The following is a 17,995-nucleotide window of genomic DNA, read 5'->3' as shown; positions in this document are numbered from 1 at the left end:
GCTTCCCGCATCTGCCTGCGACGATTACCATTGCGCATTGTTTTCGGGGGTGGCGATGGAAATCTTGCTGTATTTAGTGCTCGGCGCCGCTGCTGGCGTGCTGGCCGGCATGTTTGGTGTCGGTGGCGGGATCATCATCGTGCCGGTGCTGGTATTCAGTTTCGCCGCCCAGGGTTTCGATGCAGCGGTACTGACCCATCTGGCGGTGGGGACTTCTCTGGCGACCATCGTCTTCACGTCGGTCAACTCGATCCTGGAACACCATCGTCGAGGCGCGGTGCGCTGGCCGATCTTCGTCTGGATGACCCTGGGCATCCTGCTGGGCGCGGCCTTGGGGGCGATGACCGCCGCGGCGATTAAAGGGCCGCAGCTGCAGAAAATCATCGGCGTATTCGCGATCCTTATTTCCCTGCAGATGGCCCTGGATCTTCGACCCAAGGCCAGCAGCTCGGTCCCCGGCAGGCTGGTGTTGACCGTCGCCGGCGGGGTGATTGGCTGGGCCTCGGCGATTTTCGGGATTGGCGGCGGTTCGCTCAATGTTCCCTTCCTGACCTGGCGCAGTGTGCCCATGCAGCAGGCGGTGGCAACCTCCGCGGCCTGCGGCCTGCCGATTGCCGTGGCCGGCGCGCTGACCTTCATGTGGCTGGGCTGGGACAGCCCGCAATTGCCGCAGTGGAGCCTGGGCTTCGTCTATCTGCCGGCCATGGCCGGGATTGCCGCCACCAGCATGTTTTTTGCCCGTTTTGGTGCACGCCTGGCGCATCGTCTGTCGCCCCGCCTGCTCAAGCGCCTGTTCGCCTTGCTGCTATTCAGCGTTGGCGTGAATTTTTTGATGTGAGGAATTAACATGCTGGCTTACCCGCAGATCGACCCCGTGGCAATTGCCCTGGGACCATTGAAGATTCACTGGTATGGCCTGATGTACCTGATCGGCATCGGTGGCGCCTGGTGGCTGGCGTCGCGCCGGCTAAATGCCTTCGAGCCGAGCTGGAACAAGGAAAAGCTCTCCGACCTAGTGTTCTGGGTGGCCATGGGGGTGATTCTCGGCGGGCGCCTGGGCTATGTACTGTTCTATGACCTGGCCTCTTACATCGACCAGCCAAGCCTGATCCTGCAGGTATGGAAGGGCGGCATGTCGTTCCATGGCGGCTTTATCGGCGTGATGCTGGCGACCTGGTGGTTCGGCCTGCGTAACGGCAAGAGCTTCTTCCAGCTGATGGATTTCATCGCGCCGCTGGTGCCGATCGGTCTGGGTGCCGGGCGCATCGGCAACTTCATCAACGCCGAGCTCTGGGGCAAGGCCACCGACGTGCCTTGGGCCATGATCTTCCCGACCGACCCCGAGCAACTGGCGCGCCATCCCTCGCAGCTCTACCAGTTCGCGCTGGAGGGCGTGGCCCTGTTTGTCATCCTCTGGCTCTACTCGCGCAAGCCGCGGCCGACCATGGCGGTGTCCGGCATGTTCGCCCTGAGTTATGGGATCTTCCGCTTCATCGTCGAATTCGTCCGGGTGCCGGACGCTCAGCTCGGTTACCTCGCCTGGAACTGGCTGACCATGGGCCAGGTACTCAGTCTGCCGATGATCTTCGGCGGCCTCGGCTTGATCTGGTTCGCCTACCACCGCCATGCCGCCCAGGGAGCCGTCCGATGAAACAGTACCTCGACCTGATGCGCCTGGTGCGCGACACCGGCACCTTCAAGAACGACCGCACTGGCACCGGCACCTACAGCCTGTTCGCCCAGCAGATGCGCTTCGACCTGGCCGCGGGTTTCCCCCTGGTCACCACCAAGAAGTGCCACCTGAAATCGATCATCCACGAGCTGCTGTGGTTCCTTCAGGGCGACACCAACATCAAGTACCTGAAGGACAACGGCGTACGCATCTGGGACGAGTGGGCCGACGAGAACGGCGACCTCGGGCCGGTCTACGGTTATCAGTGGCGCAACTGGCCGGCGCCGAATGGCCAGTCGATCGACCAGATCAGCACGCTGATCGAGATGATCAAGAAGAACCCGGACTCGCGCCGCCTGATCGTCTCGGCCTGGAACCCGGCGCTGGTCGAGCAGATGGCCCTGCCGCCCTGTCATGCGCTGTTCCAATTCTACGTCGCCGAGGGCAAGCTGAGCTGTCAGCTGTACCAGCGTTCGGCCGACATCTTCCTCGGCGTGCCCTTCAATATCGCCAGCTATGCGCTGTTGACCCTGATGGTCGCTCAGGTCTGCGGCCTGCAGCCGGGCGAGTTCATCTGGACTGGCGGTGACTGCCACCTGTACGCCAACCATCTCGAGCAGACCGACCTGCAACTGTCCCGCGAGCCGCTGCCGCTGCCGACCATGCAACTCAACCCGGCAGTGAAGGACATCTTCGCCTTCACGTTCGAGGACTTCGAACTGCTCGGCTACCAGGCGCATCCGCACATCAGTGCGCCGGTCGCGGTCTAGTGCTCTGGCGCTAGGCCATAGGCTGTTGCGCAAACGCCGCAGCGCCCAGCCGAAGAACACCAGGCCGATATCGATCATCCACGGGAGCAGGCCGGCAACCGGGCCGCAAGCGTTGCCGGTAGTTTTGTTACCCTGACACTTTGCCGGTTGGGGAGGAGTCTGCTTGTGCCTAGGATTTTGATCATTCTGCTGCTGTGTCTGATGGGGTTGCCCGCCGCCGCGCAGGAGTCGAGCGCGCCAGTCTTGCGGGTGGGCATCAACGAGGTGCCGCCGTTCGTTATCCGCGAGCCCGATGGCAGTTGGCGCGGCATCAGCATCGATCTGTGGAAGGCGGTCGCCGAGCAGTCGGGCTATCGCTATGAGCTGCTGCCGATGCCGTTCGAGCGCCTGTTGCCGAGCCTGGAAGACGATCAACTGGATGTGGTCGTTGGGGCCCTGACCATGACCGCCGAGCGCGAGGAGCGCTTCGACTTCACTCACCCGTTCTATCGCACCGGGCTGGCCATCGGCGTACCGAAGGGTGGCGATGGCAGTGGCTGGGCGGCGGTCAAGGGTTTGCTGTCCTGGCAGTTCGTCAGCCTGATCCTCGGCCTGGCGGTGTTGATGCTGGTCGTTGGCGGCCTGCTCTGGCTGTTCGAGCGGCGGCATAATCAGGAGCAGTTTGGCGGCACCCCGGTGCAGGGGTTGGGTTCCAGCTTCTGGTGGGCGGCGGTGACCATGACCACGGTCGGCTACGGCGACAAGGCGCCGGTGACCCTGGGCGGGAGGCTGATTGGCCTGGTGTGGATGTTCGCCGGCTTGATCATGGTGTCGACCTTCACGGCGGCGGTGACTAGCGCGCTCACGGTGGGCAACCTGCAGGGCGGAATCCAGGGGCCGGAAGATCTGCGGCGTGCTCATGTGGCGACTATCGAAGGCACCATCAGTGCCCGCTACCTGGACAGCCTGCGGATTCGTCGTAGTGATTACCCCGGCCTGCTCGAGGCGATGCGCGCGGTACAGCAGGGCGAGGCCGATGCAGTGGTCTACGACCTGCCGATCATGCAGTACCGCAATGGCGAGCTAGGCGAGGGTGGTTTGCGCATGCTGGCCGGCACCTTCGAGAACCAGTCCTACGCGTTCGCCCTGGCCAACGGCAGCCCTTACCGCGAGCGGCTCAGCCAGGAAGTGCTGCGTATAACGAATGGCGCTGACTGGAACAAGGTGTTGGAGCTGTACCTGGGAAGGCCCTGAAGAGAGGTGGAAAAACCCTCGGCCACTGCGACCGTCTCCGGCGGCGCGCTGCTGACAATGCGCTACGCAAAAAATGGGAGCACTTCAGGGTCGCCCGACTAGGTAGCGACCGCCTGGGATGGCCATCTCGTGAATGCCGAACTCATTCGGCGCCACGGCCTCGTGACGCTCGCCGAAAATGGCGAAGCGCAATGCCTGCGCAGGTGGGGTATCGGGGTTGCCGTAGGGAATGCCCAAGGTGCGGCTCGATGCCACCGGCGACTGTCAGCCCGGTATACGCCACTGGATAAATTTGCCCACGCTCTTATCGATAAGCTTCGTTGGTCCGCAATGCTCAAGCGCTGCGACCCGGACTTCGGAGAATTCCACTATGTGTACTTGCATGATGATGGTCCTGGAAAAATGAGTGGTGGCGAACACCAAATGCCATGTCTGCCAGCTCGACTCCTTCCTGAACGCGCTCGGAGTCATACCAAACGGTGAAAAGGGGACGTATTTATGTATAGGGCGGACGTTCAGAGCAGGAAAAATAAATCTGCCCCCTTTGGCCGACGAACCCAGCCAAGACTGAATACAATGTGCGCACGATTATCCCGGGCCATGAATATGGCTGCACCGCACAAGGAACTCGCCTCCATGGCCTCCCCAGATAAACAGAAAAAACGCGCCCAGCGGGCCAAGACCAAGGCCAAGCAGAACCGTTCGGGCAAGGCCCAAGCCAATGTCGTACATCCGCTGCTGGCCAATCCGCTGATCAACGAGCCGTTCGATGATGTCGAAATCGACCTGAGCACCTTCGATTTCAAAGACATCGAAGAGAACGGTTTCGACCCGGCGCACTTCGACGACCTGTTCCAAGCGATGAAAGTCGGCGAAGGCATCAGTCTGATAGCGATGTGCGTGGTGTTCCTGCAATACCCGGTGTTGGAACTGGTGATCGCTGAGGAGGCGGAAGACGCGGCCACCGACTTCATGATGGGCCTGCTGATTACCTATCGCGGGATCTTCCACGATGAAGACGAAGACACGGCAGTGGAATGGATCGGCGGCGACGCCTTCCAGAATGCCTACAACGAAGCGTCGATGATCCTGCAGAAGAAGAACGCTCGCGGCTCGAGCGAGCCATTTTGAAGACATCACTTCTACTTTAAGCAAACCCGCGTTCGGCTAATCAGCAGATCTAACATTTACGTTGAAGCGAGATATTTTTCATTTTGGAACGCTGTACCTGCTCAATAGAGGCTTGACACCGTCTCGATCGAAAACAGTCATTCACAATTAAGTACTCCTCCGCAAACATGGTTCACCTCGGCTTTACCCGGTAGCATGACAACTCAAAACTGCGGAACGACAATTTCATGCTAACGGTACAGGACCTGATCGATGTCGATCTGCTGAAACTAAAGGCAGTCGCGGGCCTGGCAGCCACCAGTAGACCGATAACCTGGGCCCATGCCGTCGATTTGCCCGATCCATGGCGATGGATTTCTCCCGGCGACTTGGTTATGACGACCGGGGTGGGCATTCCTCATGCGGCGAAAGATCAGGTTGCCTGGCTGGAGCAACTGGCGCACTGCAATGCCAGCGCGTTGGTGGTCGCCCCCAGACACGATGCTCCAAAACTATCTAGCCTGATGCTAAAAGCGGCCGATCGCATGCTGTTTCCGATCCTTCATGCCAGTTTCGAGCTCGAGTTCGTCAAGCTTTCTCACTACGTGATCGAAAGCGTTCTGAATGCCCAGCGAGAACGCTTTAACGCCAGCGAGCGGCTGTTCCAGACTTACGCCGATGCGCTGCGCAAAGCACCCGACATGGCAGGCCGCCTCTCAATCCTCGCCAAAACACTGGACCTTGAGTTGGCCATTGAGGATGCGGTCAGCGGCATCAATATCGTCGATACCAAACCATCTGGGCAGCAAGATCTAGAAGGAATTGAGCGGATAGCGATTGCTGGCCGAGCCCGTGCCAACCTCGTAATGACCCGCAACGGCAAGCGCACACTGGATGACTCCATCCTAGTACGCTCGCTGGTCGGCCTGCTCGGCGTTGAGCTCGAACGTTTGATGATCCAACGTGATCTGCAGCGCGAGGAAGGATCGGCACTGTTACGTAGCCTGCTGGAGAGTGAGACACAGTTTATTCTCGCGCGCCCCTTACTGGAGCGCCGCGGCCTTACCGGCACGTTAGTAAGCCTTGCTATACGCCCAGGTCTTGAGGGGTTTTGGTGCGCCGATGAGATCCACCATGCCCCAGCTCTGCACATTGCCACGCCCCTATTACTCAGCGACAAAGGTCTGCTGCTAGCCATCAGTGCTGATGACAACGCGACCCTCGATGCCCTGCGCAGCAACCTGGGTGATGGCACTGTGATTGGCATCAGTAGACCGATCGCAGAGGCCACGGGCTTTCGTGAAAGCGTCAGGCAGGCGCGTTTAGCGTTAACCCAGGCGCAGGAAGTCGGCGCGGACAGACTGCGCTACGGCGACACTGAGACGGGACTGATCATGGCGCCAAAATCGCTCACCGAAGCACGTGCATTATTAGAGCGATACCTGGGGCCGCTGATTGAGCATGACCGCACGCAAGGGGCGGCGCTGTTGCCAACATTAATGCGATTTCTCGAAAACGATGGCAACTGGAAAGCGACCGCCTTCGACCTCGGCGTTCATCGCCAGACACTGGTCTATCGGCTCAAGTTGGTGGAGCAATTGACGGGAATAAAACCCACCACAACCAATGGCATTGCACGTTTCTGGATTGCGATCCAAGCCGGTAAAAATACCGAACTGCTCGATAGTAATCATTAAACGCAAAAGGCCCCGTACTGAGTGCGGGGCCTTTTGCGCGACTTAACCGATAGCCTTAATGGCTGGTCGGCATCGCGAACTCAGCACCCTTGGCAGTAGCCTGCGGCCAGCGCTGCATGATGCTCTTTTGCTTGGTATAAAAACGCACACCTTCTTCTCCGTAAGCATGCATGTCGCCGAACAGGCTCTTCTTCCAACCGCCAAAGCCGTGCCACGCCATGGGCACCGGAATAGGCACGTTGATACCGACCATGCCGACCTGAATACGACGACCAAACTCACGCGCAACGTGACCGTCACGGGTGTAACAGCTCACGCCATTGCCGAATTCGTGATCATTGATAAGCGCCACTGCCTCGGCGAAATCCTTGACCCGCAAACACGCCAGCACCGGCCCAAAGATCTCTTCCTTGTAGATGCGCATGTCCCGGGTGACATGATCGAACAACGTGCCACCCATCCAGAACCCATCGCCGCAGCCTTCGCCTGCGGCCTCGCCATCAAAGCCACGACCATCGACCAGCAGCGTTGCGCCTTCCGCGACACCTTGCTCGATATAACCGGTGATGCGTTGATGTGCAGCACGGCTGACGATGGGCCCCATCTCGGCGTCATTGTTGGTGCCGTTTAGCACTTTCAGTGCGCGGGCACGCTCGATCAGCTTAGGAAGGACCTGTTCTGCAGTTTCTTCACCCACAAAAACTGCCACGCTGACGGCCATACAGCGCTCGCCCGCCGAACCATAGGCTGCACCCATGAGCGCATCCACGACTTGATCCATATCGGCATCTGGCATAACCACCAGGTGATTCTTGGCCCCGCCTAATGCCTGAACACGCTTGCCGTGGCGAGCCCCAGTCTCGTAGATGTGGTTTGCGATGGGCGTGGAACCCACGAACGAGATAGCCTCAACATCCGGGTGTTCGAGCAGCGCGTTGACGGCTTCCTTGTCACCCTGCACCACGTTGAACACGCCATCGGGCAGACCGGCCTGCTTAAGCAGTTCGGCCATAAACAGGCTGGGGCTTGGGTCTATCGGGCTGGGCTTCAACACGAAGGTATTACCCGTAGCCAGCGCCAGCGGGAACATCCACATCGGCACCATTACTGGGAAGTTGAAAGGCGTGATACCTGTGACCACGCCCAATGGCTGGCGCAGCGTCCAGTTGTCGATATTGGTGCTGACCTGGTCGGAGAAGTCAGTCTTAAGTAACTGCGGGGCGCCACACGCGAATTCGACGATCTCGATACCCCGCATGACCTCACCTTGGGCGTCGCTAAACACCTTGCCATGTTCGGCGGTGATCAGCCGAGCCAAATCATCACGATGCTCGTTGAGCAGTGCCAAGAATTTATTGAGGACACGTGAGCGGCGCAGTGGCGACAGGTTGCTCCACGCCGGAAAGGCCGCTTTGGCTGAGGCAACGGCAGCGTTTACGTCAGCGTGGCTGGCCAGTTGCACCTGGCCTGTGACCACGCCAGTGGCAGGGTTGTAGACCGGCAATTGCTGGCCGCTGGTGGAGTTCACAAGGGCACTGGATACCCAGTTTACGATCGTATTGGTCATTGGAATTTCTCGAAAATAGGATGGCGGCGGGTTGCAGCTCCCGCCATGAAAGCGGCGCTGATCAGTAGATCGCGTAGACCTTTCGAACGGTTTCAAGCACGTCCCAGCGGCCCGTCCAGCCAGGCGGGAGAATGATCAGGTCACCACCCGTGACCTCTACCACTTCACCGCTCGCGTCATCCGTCAACAGCGCAACGCCGGAGATGATGTACGTGAACTCGGTGTCGGGACGGTTAACCACCGGCCATCCGCCAGGTTGGCATTCCCAGACACCCAGGTTGCCAGTGGCTTCTGGTGCCAATTGCTGGATTGCTATTTGCGGGTCGCCTTTGTCCGCGCCGGCACGCTGGCCGGCGGGGTTTAATGGCAACGATTGGATCGCGGCAGACTTGATAATCGTGAAAGTAGTCACGGCATGCTCCTATTAATGTGCACCTGTTAACTTTTCCAGCAACATCGCAGTGCGAGATGGCCGATGGGTAATGCGCTCTTCGATATCGCTGAGCGAGGCCGCAGCTAGCCCGCTGTTTATACCCAGCCAGCGCAGCGGCTCGCGCTCCCAGGACGGGGAGCAGTGATTGACCAAGGGCAGGGCGTTGATGTCCTCGTCTTGCTCAAGGATCAGGTTGCGCAGAATGCGACCCGCCAAATTGCTGGTGGCAACGCCGTCGCCGACGTAGTTGCCAGCCCAGGCCAGTCGGTTTTTCCGATCGAAACTCACCGTGGGGCACCAGTCACGGGAAACACCCAGCGCACCACCCCAACGATGGGTGATGCGCGTGTCGGCCAGATCCGGGAAAAATTCGATCAGGGTCTCGTGGATCTTGGCGTGAATGTTGTCCACCAGATCGGCGTCGTCGGATATTCGTGAGCCCCAGTGATAGGGCGCACCCCTACCGCCAAATACCAGCCGCCCCTCGGCCGTGACCTGCCCATAGACGCGCAGATGACGCATGTCATTGAACGCCATGCGGTGGTCAAGATTGAGCTTGGCAAGCAGGTCTCGCGGCAGTGGTTCGGTGGCCAGCACCAACGAATACAGCGGGATAACGAAGCGTGAATGCCCCGGTTGCTGCGAGGTGAATGCCTCGGTGGCGCGCACCGTGAACTTGGTCGTAACCGAACCCTGTTCTGTGCGCACGCTACCGGATACAAACTCGGTGACGGCAGAGTGCTCATGAATTTTCGCACCCATTTGCTCGACCAACCGTGCCAAGCCACGGACCAGCTTGCCTGGATGGATGAGCGCGCAGTGCTCAGTGTAGAGACCACCCAGCGTGCACTGTGCCCCGACCTTGGCACCGGCTTGTGCAGCATCGAGAATCTGCCATTGGTTCGGCAAGCCGAAGCGCACAGAGGCCTCGACCGCTGTACGGGCCCGGGCCATTTGCGGAGCGCTACGGGCCAACGAGAGGAAGCCCTGCTTCGAGTAATCCGCGTCGACGCCCTCCAAGGCCAAAACGCGACCGATTTCATCAACCGTATCGTTCATGGCCAACTGCAAATTCAAGGCGGCGTCATGGGAGTACATCTCCGCAACCCGAGGAAGGGAAATCGGGAATATCGCCGAAGCCCAACCACCGTTTCGTCCGGAGGCGCCAAAACCAACTTGATGTTTCTCGAGAAGCACCACGCGCAGCGAAGGATCACTCTTGAGCAGGTAGTAGGCCGTCCAGAGCCCCGTGTACCCGGCACCGATGATGGTCACATCGGCTTGTGTTGCGCCGTCCAAACGTTCGCGAGGCGAGTCCTGCTCAAACCACAGAGGTTTGTTGGGTAACTGACTTAATTCGATCTTTGCTGACATGTAGTTGGCTTCCCAATGACGGCCCTGGATATGGGTGTGCTCTTGTATGGTTGGGTCTGCTAGATGACTCTCGCCGGCAGCGCGTCCTCAACACGGGTACGGGATAGCCGCATGAGCACGTATGAGGCGGCAATGGCGGCAATAGCGAGGACGCATTGCAGAAGACTGATCTGCATGGTGGGATCGAAGGCCATGCTGACTAAGACAGCCACGATCGAAGCGGCGACCATCAGTGGCAGCCATGGATGGCCCCACATCGCGAACTTCAGCGACCCCTCAGCCACCCATTTGCGACGCAACTTGATTTGCGACAGACAGATCATCAGGTAGACGAAAAGGAACACCGTGCCGGACGAATTGATGAGGAACTGAAACACCGTATCGGGCCAAATCGCCGCTATCACGACACACCCATACCCCACCAGTGTCGAGGCGATGACTCCGCGCACAGGCACACCATTGCGGCTTACAGAGGCCAGCCCGCGTGGTGCCTCATCATTGGAGGCCAGCACGAACAGCAGTCGAGACGAGATGTATAGACCCGCATTCAACACTGACAGCACCGCCACCAAAATCACCGCAGTCAGCATGGTGCCGGCACCCGGAATACCGATGTGCTCAAGCGTAGTCACAAAGGGCGATTTACCTGGAACGATGTCAGTCCATGGTTGCGCTACTACGATGAAGAAGGTCGCCAGGACAAAAAACACCAGGATACGAACCATCACCGTATTGACGGCCTTACGAATGTTTCGTGAAGGGTCTTCGGACTCCGCCGCAGCGAGGGTTGCGACTTCAACACCCGTCATAGAGAAGATCACGACTACCACACCGGTAAACAATGATGAGACGCCGTGAGGCAGGAAGCCGCCATGCTCGGTAAGGTTACTGAAGCTTGCGGTCGAACCTGGCCAGAGTTGGAAGACATAGGCGCCTACCACGACCAGGAAGGCGATGATGGCCACCACCTTGATACCGGCAAACCAGTACTCGGCCTCCCCGAAGGAGTGAACCGACATCAAGTTTAATAAGGTCATGCTGATCATCAGGCCAAGCGCGATGACCCAAACCGGAATATCCGGTAGCCAACCATTGATGATCTGACCGCCGACCACCGCTTCGAAGCCAACCACGATGACCCAGAAATACCAGTAGAGCCAACCCGTCATGTAACCGGCAGGGCGCCCGAAGGCCATGCGGGCATAATCGACAAACGAGCCTTTTGAGGGGTGCGCAGCCGCCATTTCACCCAGCATTCGCATCACCAGTGCAACGATGAGACCGGTGATCGCATAGGTAATAAAAGCCCCCGGGCCGGTTGATGCGATAACAGCGCTAGAGCCTACGAAAAGCCCAGCGCCTATGACGCCGCCCAGTGCCAACATACTGATGTGTCGCGTCTTTAGTGTGCGTTTCAACCGCGGATCGTGCTCGGTCTGAATAGGCATTGGTCATCTCCTTTTATTGTTAGTGATCAACGGAGCCTGTTCAGAAGGTTATGCAGATCAGACGGGGCTGAACATCGTCAAAATCCATGCGACGTGCTGTGCACCTGTACAAATGTATGAATGACACAGACACGGGGAAACGGCCGTGATTCGCCACCACTCGCCAGCGAAGGATCACAACTGAATTGCGACGTATTGGTAGGTATTACGGCTGTCTATTTCTGGCCGGTCACTGCCCTCAACTAACGGCAGCTATGGGTCGGCAAGCACTGCGGCGACCCACAACCACCACCCTTGGAACAAGAGGGATTGTTGGGTAGGAAGCACCGTTTCGACTCAGACCAGCCGGCCGAAGACGGCAGACCTTTGCCTGGCAAACAGTTAAGGGATGTACATCCCTATTGATTCGATCCCGCCGCGACACTGCCGAACCAAGGTAAGCGGACGAGACTGCTAATAACGGGATTTATGATAAGTGAGCCGCAGGCCTGCCCGTTGCAAGCTGATCTGCTCGACGACGATGTGTAACGAATTCGACAGGCGACACGCCCAGCTCGTTGCGGAACATCGCGCTAAAGGCACTGTGGTTGGCATATCCAGTAGCGATCGCGACACCAAGCACGCTCTCGCCTTTAGCCAAGTATTCAAGCGCTAATTGTAATCTGGCCTGCCGTCGCCATTTCCCGAAGGTCATTCCGAGATCATCCATAAACCATCTTCGCAGCGTCTTTGGGTTGACGGCTAATAGCGCAGCACATTCGGCAAGATCTAGGTGGGGCGACTTGATTAGCAGATTACATACATGAGCAAGCTTCGGATGATTAGGTACCGGCAAATGCATGGCATGCAGCGGGGTGCAGTCAAGCTCGTCGACTAGTAGCTTCATGATCCATTCATTACGGGTATCCGCCGAGAATGGTTCGCGAATGGCCAGCGCTGAAAGGATCAGTTCACGTAACAAAGGTGATACTTCAACGACACAGCAGTGATCAGGCATTCGGGGCGCCTGGAGGTGCTGCAGATAAAGGCTGCGAAGCTGAACCGCCCCGACCATTCGTGTCCAGTGTTCGGTATTGGGAGGGATCCATAACGCGCGGTTGCTCGGCAGTACCCACCGGCCAGTGACAGTACCAATCACCAATACCCCTTCAATCGCGTATAGCAGCTGGGCTTGATCGTGACTATGACTGGGTACCCAGTGACCGTCAGCGAACGAAGTGAATACGGTTCGAGGAGGGTACTGGCTGGTTACGATACTTTTATCTGTCGTTTCTTCTTTATGCATGTCCATTTTTCGCACATGGCGGCCCATCTGTCGTGAGACACCCATTCGGGATGCTTTTATCATAGCGCTATCAATGGCAGTAATTGCCCAATCCAAAACGTTCTAGGCCGCCCGTCGTGGAAAATATTCAAGCTCAGCTCGTACATCAACTTACAAGAATCGCAGACAGTCTGGAACGCGCCTATCCCCGAGTTTTTAGTGAGGACACGTTTTCCGACGCTCTCGCCTATGCGTGGCAATATAGGTCAGTCAACGGAGTTGGCCAGGGCAGGCTGGTGCCCATCCCCAGACCTGCGCTGATGAGCTTCGATCAGCTCAAGAATATTGATCGCCAGAAAAGGTTGATTGAGCACAATACCCATTGCTTCGTCAAAGGGCTTCCTGCCAACAACGTATTACTGACAGGCGCCCGAGGGACGGGTAAATCATCGTTGGTCAAGGCCTGTCTGCAGCGATTCCATGCTAATGGCCTGCGTCTTGTCGAAATTGACAAAGATCACTTGGCGGATTTGCCACAGGTTATTGGGCTGCTGGCGGATCGACCTCAAAAGTTCATCATTGTCTGTGACGACCTCTCCTTTGAAGAAGGAGATATCGGCTACAAAAGTTTGAAAACAACGTTGGACGGCACTATCGCTTCGCAAAGCGATAATGTTTTGATTTACGCAACATCCAATCGGCGTCACCTCATGGCGTCCAAGATATCTGACAACCATCACGTCACACGCGGTGAAAACGGTGCTTTGAATCCCGGGGAAGAGGTAGAAGAAAAAGTTTCGTTGTCGGATCGTTTTGGTCTCTGGATATCGTTTTATGCTTTTTCCCCGGACGAGTATCTTGAAGCGGTGAATCAGTGGCTTGCTACTTACGATGTACCTGAATCTCGATTCGAAGAGGCGCATATGCATGCGGTACGCTGGGCAACCCAACGGGGTTCAAAATCAGGCCGTATAGCAGCTCAGTTCGCGAAAAGCTTTGCGAACAATTCACACGCTTGAACAAGGATAGTTGTCTGTCTCTTCAAACCAGATTTGTCGCATAAACACTGAGTTGTGCGACAAATCAGATTTGTCCGGTTTTGCTGGAGAACGGGTGTCGTCTATCTCCATCCTGGAGGTGCGTCATGACTAGATCCAGCCCTACTGTTATCCCCTTCCCGAAACGTGTTGAGCCGCTCGACTGCAGCGCTGCAACTGTCTGCCATTTTCAGGCTGAGGCCGAGTTGCGTGTGGCGATGCTGCACAAGCTGTTCAACATTCTGGCTCGCTCGGGAGCGGCTACGGCCGCCGCAACGGATTTGCACGAGCTCTGCCAGAACGCCCGCGAGATGCTTAACGATGTGGTGGTGCTGTACCGCAGTTCGCTGGCGCAGTCACACGGGAGGGCTGGCGATGAATAAGCCCTTTACCAGCTACCTGGCCAGCGATGACGGTCAGCGCAGCGCGGTGATCAAGTGGTCGGTGGATTGCGAGCAGGCTTTCGACAAGGGCGTGGCCTGCGCCCAGACCTGGCTGAGCAACAACGACACCGGCTGGCTGTGGGCCAACATGATTATCGAGCGCGATATCTTGCCCGCTGGGGTGCAGCGCCGCGCCTTCGAGGTCGGTTTCCTCAGCCGGGTGCACCAGCGCTTGTGCTCGCCGTTCGATGGTAATCACCAGGTCCGGCGGACCAGTTTGCTGTTGTAACCCAGCAGGGCGGTCTGGCCGTTGGGCGAGCCCGTCCTGTCCAATTCTGTGTGAACCATTTGCGTGATCCGGCTCGTCCTATTACCTGGACAGCATTGAACCCCGGCTTCTATCCGGCTACGACGCCGACAACGTCGCGCTCAGCACCTCGACCTGATCCTGACGTTCTGCCTGTTGCAGGCGGGCGCCGGGATTGAGCGACGACCATTCGGGATGGGCGCGCGCCTTGTGCAGGGCGTCGGGCAGTTTGCTCTCGCGCCATAGCGCCTCTTGCGGTGCGGGCAGCGTGATGGCCTGCACCGCCGCATGGCCGCGGGCTTCCAGGGTTTGCAGCAGTAATTGTTGGCGCAGGGCGAGCAGGCGCAGCACGGCGTCGTCCACGGTCAGTTCGCGCTGGCCCTTGAGCTTGCCTTTCAGGCGGGAACCGTAGCCGCGCAGGGTCTGCGCGCTGCCGCCGATCAGGGCGCCGAGGACGGCCGCGGCGCCGAGGGTGACGCCGCCGACCAGCAGGTCGATGCCGACTCCGGTGGCGGCGCCAGCGGCCATGCCGCCGCCGACCTTGACCCCGAGCTGCTTGAGGGTTTCCGGGTTGAACAGGTCGTCACCCCAGCGGCCGTCGAGCAATGGCACTACTTCGGCCTTGGCGTCGTCCTGGCGGAAGGCGTAAAGCCGCAGCAGCGCCTCGACGCAACGCTGCTCGCGCTGGCGGATGGTTTCGCGCAGTTCGCGGATCGCGCCCTGTTCCAGGGTTGGCTGGGCCGCCACGCTACGCCGGCAGGCGGCGCAATCGAGCAGCAGTTCGGCGATCAGGCGGGTGCCGTTGTGACGGCGGGCCTGGCGCTGCGCCTCGTGGTCGTCGATCAGCCGTTGCAGTTGTGGCCGGGCTTTTTCCTGCAGCAGGGCCAGGCTCTCGTAGAGGCGGCGTTCGCCATCCAGCGGCGGCGTCACGCTGTCGAAGGCGACCCGCGCATGCAGGCCAAGGCGGGCCAGTGCCTCGCGCCAGTCGTCTTCGCGGTGCTGGCGGCCGGCGACGAAGTTCAGCACTGGCAGCAAGGGCCGGCCGCACATGGTGAGTATCGCCAGTTCGTCGCGGTACTTGGCCAGTACCGGTTCGCGGGCGTCGATCACATACAGGCCGGCGTCGGAGGCGAGCAACTGGCGCAGCACCTTGGCCTCCTGTTCGAAACGCTGGCGCGCTTCGCTGCCATCGAGAAAGCGCGCCAGCCGGGCGGGGCCGTCCAGGCGTTCGCCGGGGCGGTCCAGACGTTCCAGATAGTCGAGCAGGGCGATGGCGTCTTCCAGGCCGGGGGTGTCGTACAGCTCCAACAGCGCCAGGCCGTCCACCGACAGTCGTACACCCTCGACATGGCGGGTGGTGCTGGGGCGATGTGAGACCTCGCCGAAGCCGACATCGCGGGTCAGGGTGCGCAGCAGCGAGGTCTTGCCGACATTGGTGTGACCGACCACGGCCAGCTTGAGCGGGTGGTTCATCGTCGCCCCCGTAGTTGCCATGTGCATGCGCAAGGTCTGCGTCGCTCTGGTAGCCCGGATGCAATCCGGGGAGGGTTGCCGGGCGGGATAAAGCTCCCGGATTGCCTCCGGGCTACGCCTTGGTCGATGTCAGTCATGGCCCGTCTCCAGCCAGTTCAGCGGGGCACTGTCACTGTGCGCCAGATGCAACTGGTCCAGGGCGCTGTGCCAGTCGCCGAGGCGCTCGCTGTCCAGGGCTTCGCCGGGTTGTGCCGGCAGCAGCCAGATGCGCGTGGCGGCTGCCGTGCGGGCCAGTTCGCCGAGTAGCGCCAGGCTGCCGCGATCCGGCGAGCGGCGCGGGTCGCAGGCAATCGCCAGACGCGCCGGAGGGAAGCGGGTGAGTTGTTCGAGCAGGCGCTGGCGCTGTTCGCGGCTGTCGATCATCCCAGCGTCGCTGATGGTCTTGGGTAATACCGGTGGCCACGGGCGCCGCTCGTCCAATTCGATGGCGACCAGCACTGCACCCTGGCTGCCCTGGGCGTTGCTGCCGGCGGTTGGCTGCGGCAACTGTGCGGGCGCCGCATCGCATACGCCGAGGCGCTCGCTGCTCGGTTGCAGGCGCTCGCGCAGCAGGTTGTAGCCAGGTAAGTCGACGTCCAGGCGCAAGCTCGTGCAGCCGCGGCGCCAGCGCCACAGGCAGAACAATCCCAGCAGTAGGCGCGGCAGCAGGCCGTAGACCAGCAGCACGCCAAACAGCCAGCCGGCCCAGCTGTGGCGTGCGCTTTCGCTGAGTAAGGCGCTGTCGCCGCTGGCGCGAATCAGGTCGGCATCCGGCAGGCTGAAACCGAGCAGCGCTGGCAGCGCACCCAGGGTCTGGGTCAGGCCGATAAAGGTTTCGCCGCCGAGGATGGTGCTTTCCCAGACAAAGCCGTAGCGGCGGGTGGCGAGCAGCGCCAGCAGGCTCAGCAGTGCCGCCAACAGGGCCAGCAGCCACAGACCGTGAGCCAGCATGCCAAGACCCCAGCGGCTCAGGCGCTGGCGTTGCAGCAGTAGCAGTAACGCTGGTGCCAGTTGCGCCGCCTGGGCGTCGCGGGCGAGTTTTTCGCTGAGCCACAACCACAGTCGGCCGAGGGCGCCAGCGCTGTCGCGCGCCAGCAGCAGGCTTAGAATCCAGCCGAGCAATAGCAGCAGGTTGAGGCCGAGCAGGCTGCCCAGGGCCCAGAACACATTGACCGGGCGCTGGCCGTCGCCGAGAGCCGCCACCGCCAGGCCGATGCCGCTGAGCAGGGCCAGCACCAGCAGCACCGCCAAGGCCAGACGGGCGCCTTGCAGCCAGTGGCGTAGCGCCTGTGTCTGGCCGTCGCGCTCGGCGAGCAGCAGGGCGCGGGCCTGGATGCGTTCGGCCAGATCGCCGCCGCCAGCCTGGGCGCGGCGGTTGGCTTCACGGTCTTCGAGCGGGCCGGCGTGCTCTTCGCGCAGGCGAATTGCTTCACTTAGCCAGAGGCGCTGGAGTTTGTTCGGAACAGAGTCGGCAGTCACGCGGCGTCTCGTTGGCCAGGTCGAGTCTGAGCATAACCTGTGCTGTCGCGTTGGGCTAAACCTTGTCCGTCCGTGGCCGGCTGCACGGGCACCGGTTGCTCTGCTATGCTCGCCGCCATGAAAAATTCTCTACCTCTCTGCCTGATCGCCGCCCTCGCGCAGAACCGTGTGATTGGCCGCGACAACCAACTGCCCTGGCACCTGCCGGCCGACCTCAAGCACTTCAAGGCGCTGACCCTGGGCAAGCCGATCATCATGGGTCGCAAGACCTGGGACTCGCTCGGCCGGCCCTTGCCGGGGCGGCTCAACCTGGTGGTCAGCCGCCAGCCCGGCGTGCAGTTCGAGGGTGCGGAAGTCTTCGCCTCGCTCGAGGCGGCCATCGTGCGGGCCGAGCAGTGGGCGCGCGAGCAGGGTGTCGACGAACTGATGCTGATCGGCGGCGCGCAGCTCTACATGCAGGCGCTGCCATTGGCCGCGCGGCTGTACCTGACCCAGGTCGAGTTGAGCCCGGCGGGCGATGCCTGGTTTCCGCAATTCGACGCTGGCGCCTGGCAGCGCACGGCCGCCGAGACCTTTGCGCCTCTGGAACAATCGCCTGCCTATACCTTCGAGACCTGGACCCGGCGTTGAGCGTATCGAGCAGCTGCGCCTGAATTGAGGTGCCGCGCTCTGCCGCTTTCTTGACCCCAGCCAATTCGGCGCGTGCGTG

The 17,995-nt window shown here is 60.1% G+C and carries 17 protein-coding genes and 1 pseudogene; 10 read left to right on the top strand and 8 right to left on the bottom strand.

What is annotated here, in order from left to right; all coding sequences use genetic code 11:
* Nucleotides 1–55 precede the first annotated feature (55 nt).
* From VCJ09_RS22635 to VCJ09_RS22620, 4 genes are all read left to right on the top strand, one after another.
* Nucleotides 56–838 carry a sulfite exporter TauE/SafE family protein gene (locus VCJ09_RS22635; RefSeq protein ID WP_324732258.1) on the top strand — a complete coding sequence of 261 codons (783 nt, stop codon included), beginning with the start codon at nucleotides 56–58 and terminating at the stop codon, nucleotides 836–838.
* 9 nt (nucleotides 839–847) lie between these two features.
* A complete protein-coding gene (gene lgt / locus VCJ09_RS22630) occupies nucleotides 848–1,651 on the top strand; it encodes a prolipoprotein diacylglyceryl transferase (RefSeq protein WP_079203691.1) in 804 nt (267 codons plus the stop codon).
* A complete protein-coding gene (locus tag VCJ09_RS22625; RefSeq protein ID WP_324732257.1) occupies nucleotides 1,648–2,442 on the top strand; it encodes a thymidylate synthase in 795 nt (264 codons plus the stop codon). The genes lgt and VCJ09_RS22625 overlap by 4 nt, the downstream gene beginning before the upstream one ends.
* Before the next feature lie 165 nt (nucleotides 2,443–2,607).
* A complete protein-coding gene (locus VCJ09_RS22620) occupies nucleotides 2,608–3,675 on the top strand; it encodes a transporter substrate-binding domain-containing protein (RefSeq protein WP_324732256.1) in 1,068 nt (355 codons plus the stop codon).
* Between the two features lie 90 nt (nucleotides 3,676–3,765).
* Here the strand turns inward: VCJ09_RS22620 and VCJ09_RS22615 are convergent.
* Nucleotides 3,766–4,152, bottom strand: a pseudogene (locus tag VCJ09_RS22615) (AraC family transcriptional regulator); the annotation flags it as partial.
* A 159-nt stretch (nucleotides 4,153–4,311) separates the two neighbouring features.
* Between VCJ09_RS22615 and VCJ09_RS22610 the strand changes: the two are divergent.
* On the top strand, nucleotides 4,312–4,806 hold the full coding sequence (locus VCJ09_RS22610; protein WP_324732255.1) for a hypothetical protein: 495 nt from the start codon (nucleotides 4,312–4,314) through the stop codon (nucleotides 4,804–4,806).
* A gap of 227 nt (nucleotides 4,807–5,033) precedes the next feature.
* Nucleotides 5,034–6,482 carry a PucR family transcriptional regulator gene (locus VCJ09_RS22605; protein ID WP_324732254.1) on the top strand — a complete coding sequence of 483 codons (1,449 nt, stop codon included), beginning with the start codon at nucleotides 5,034–5,036 and terminating at the stop codon, nucleotides 6,480–6,482.
* A 55-nt stretch (nucleotides 6,483–6,537) separates the two neighbouring features.
* Here VCJ09_RS22605 and VCJ09_RS22600 read toward each other — a convergent pair whose 3' ends face one another.
* The 5 genes from VCJ09_RS22600 to VCJ09_RS22580 all read right to left on the bottom strand — a co-directional run bounded on the left by VCJ09_RS22600 (nucleotide 6,538) and on the right by VCJ09_RS22580 (nucleotide 12,589).
* A complete protein-coding gene (locus VCJ09_RS22600) occupies nucleotides 6,538–8,049 on the bottom strand; it encodes a CoA-acylating methylmalonate-semialdehyde dehydrogenase (RefSeq protein ID WP_324732253.1) in 1,512 nt (503 codons plus the stop codon).
* Nucleotides 8,050–8,110: 61 nt separating this feature from the next.
* Nucleotides 8,111–8,461 (bottom strand): cupin domain-containing protein, encoded by a 351-nt coding sequence (locus VCJ09_RS22595; RefSeq protein ID WP_324732252.1) that lies wholly within the window; start codon nucleotides 8,459–8,461, stop codon nucleotides 8,111–8,113.
* A gap of 12 nt (nucleotides 8,462–8,473) precedes the next feature.
* Entirely contained in the window at nucleotides 8,474–9,856 is a 1,383-nt protein-coding gene (locus VCJ09_RS22590; RefSeq protein ID WP_324732251.1) for an NAD(P)/FAD-dependent oxidoreductase, read from the bottom strand.
* Nucleotides 9,857–9,915: 59 nt separating this feature from the next.
* Nucleotides 9,916–11,304: an amino acid permease gene (locus VCJ09_RS22585; protein WP_324732250.1), complete on the bottom strand. Its 1,389-nt coding sequence runs from the start codon at nucleotides 11,302–11,304 to the stop codon at nucleotides 9,916–9,918.
* A 466-nt stretch (nucleotides 11,305–11,770) separates the two neighbouring features.
* On the bottom strand, nucleotides 11,771–12,589 hold the full coding sequence (locus VCJ09_RS22580; RefSeq protein ID WP_324732249.1) for an AraC family transcriptional regulator: 819 nt from the start codon (nucleotides 12,587–12,589) through the stop codon (nucleotides 11,771–11,773).
* A gap of 116 nt (nucleotides 12,590–12,705) precedes the next feature.
* On the opposite strand from VCJ09_RS22580, the gene VCJ09_RS22575 reads away from it, so the two are divergent.
* The 3 genes from VCJ09_RS22575 (at nucleotide 12,706) to VCJ09_RS22565 (ending at nucleotide 14,277) form a co-directional block, all read left to right on the top strand.
* A complete protein-coding gene (locus tag VCJ09_RS22575) occupies nucleotides 12,706–13,587 on the top strand; it encodes an ATP-binding protein (RefSeq protein ID WP_324732248.1) in 882 nt (293 codons plus the stop codon).
* A gap of 125 nt (nucleotides 13,588–13,712) precedes the next feature.
* Nucleotides 13,713–13,988, top strand: a complete 276-nt coding sequence (locus tag VCJ09_RS22570) for a hypothetical protein (RefSeq protein ID WP_324732247.1) — start codon at nucleotides 13,713–13,715, stop codon at nucleotides 13,986–13,988.
* Complete coding sequence (locus VCJ09_RS22565) at nucleotides 13,981–14,277, top strand: LasR-specific antiactivator QslA (RefSeq protein ID WP_324732246.1); 297 nt, start codon at nucleotides 13,981–13,983, stop codon at nucleotides 14,275–14,277. The genes VCJ09_RS22570 and VCJ09_RS22565 overlap by 8 nt, the downstream gene beginning before the upstream one ends.
* A 117-nt stretch (nucleotides 14,278–14,394) precedes the next feature.
* Here the strand turns inward: VCJ09_RS22565 and VCJ09_RS22560 are convergent, their stop codons facing one another.
* Nucleotides 14,395–15,768 (bottom strand): GTPase/DUF3482 domain-containing protein, encoded by a 1,374-nt coding sequence (locus VCJ09_RS22560; protein WP_324732245.1) that lies wholly within the window; start codon nucleotides 15,766–15,768, stop codon nucleotides 14,395–14,397.
* A gap of 129 nt (nucleotides 15,769–15,897) precedes the next feature.
* A complete protein-coding gene (locus VCJ09_RS22555; RefSeq protein WP_324732244.1) occupies nucleotides 15,898–17,286 on the bottom strand; it encodes a DUF2868 domain-containing protein in 1,389 nt (462 codons plus the stop codon).
* A 105-nt stretch (nucleotides 17,287–17,391) separates the two neighbouring features.
* On the opposite strand from VCJ09_RS22555, the gene VCJ09_RS22550 reads away from it, so the two are divergent.
* A complete protein-coding gene (locus VCJ09_RS22550; RefSeq protein WP_324732243.1) occupies nucleotides 17,392–17,916 on the top strand; it encodes a dihydrofolate reductase in 525 nt (174 codons plus the stop codon).
* Nucleotides 17,917–17,995 lie beyond the last annotated feature (79 nt).

Origin of the sequence: Pseudomonas paeninsulae, assembly GCF_035621475.1 — a bacterium.
Lineage (GTDB): Bacteria > Pseudomonadota > Gammaproteobacteria > Pseudomonadales > Pseudomonadaceae > Aquipseudomonas > Aquipseudomonas paeninsulae.
The sequence above is the reverse complement of the archived record's forward strand: the minus strand, read 5'-3'. Positions and strand labels throughout refer to the sequence as shown.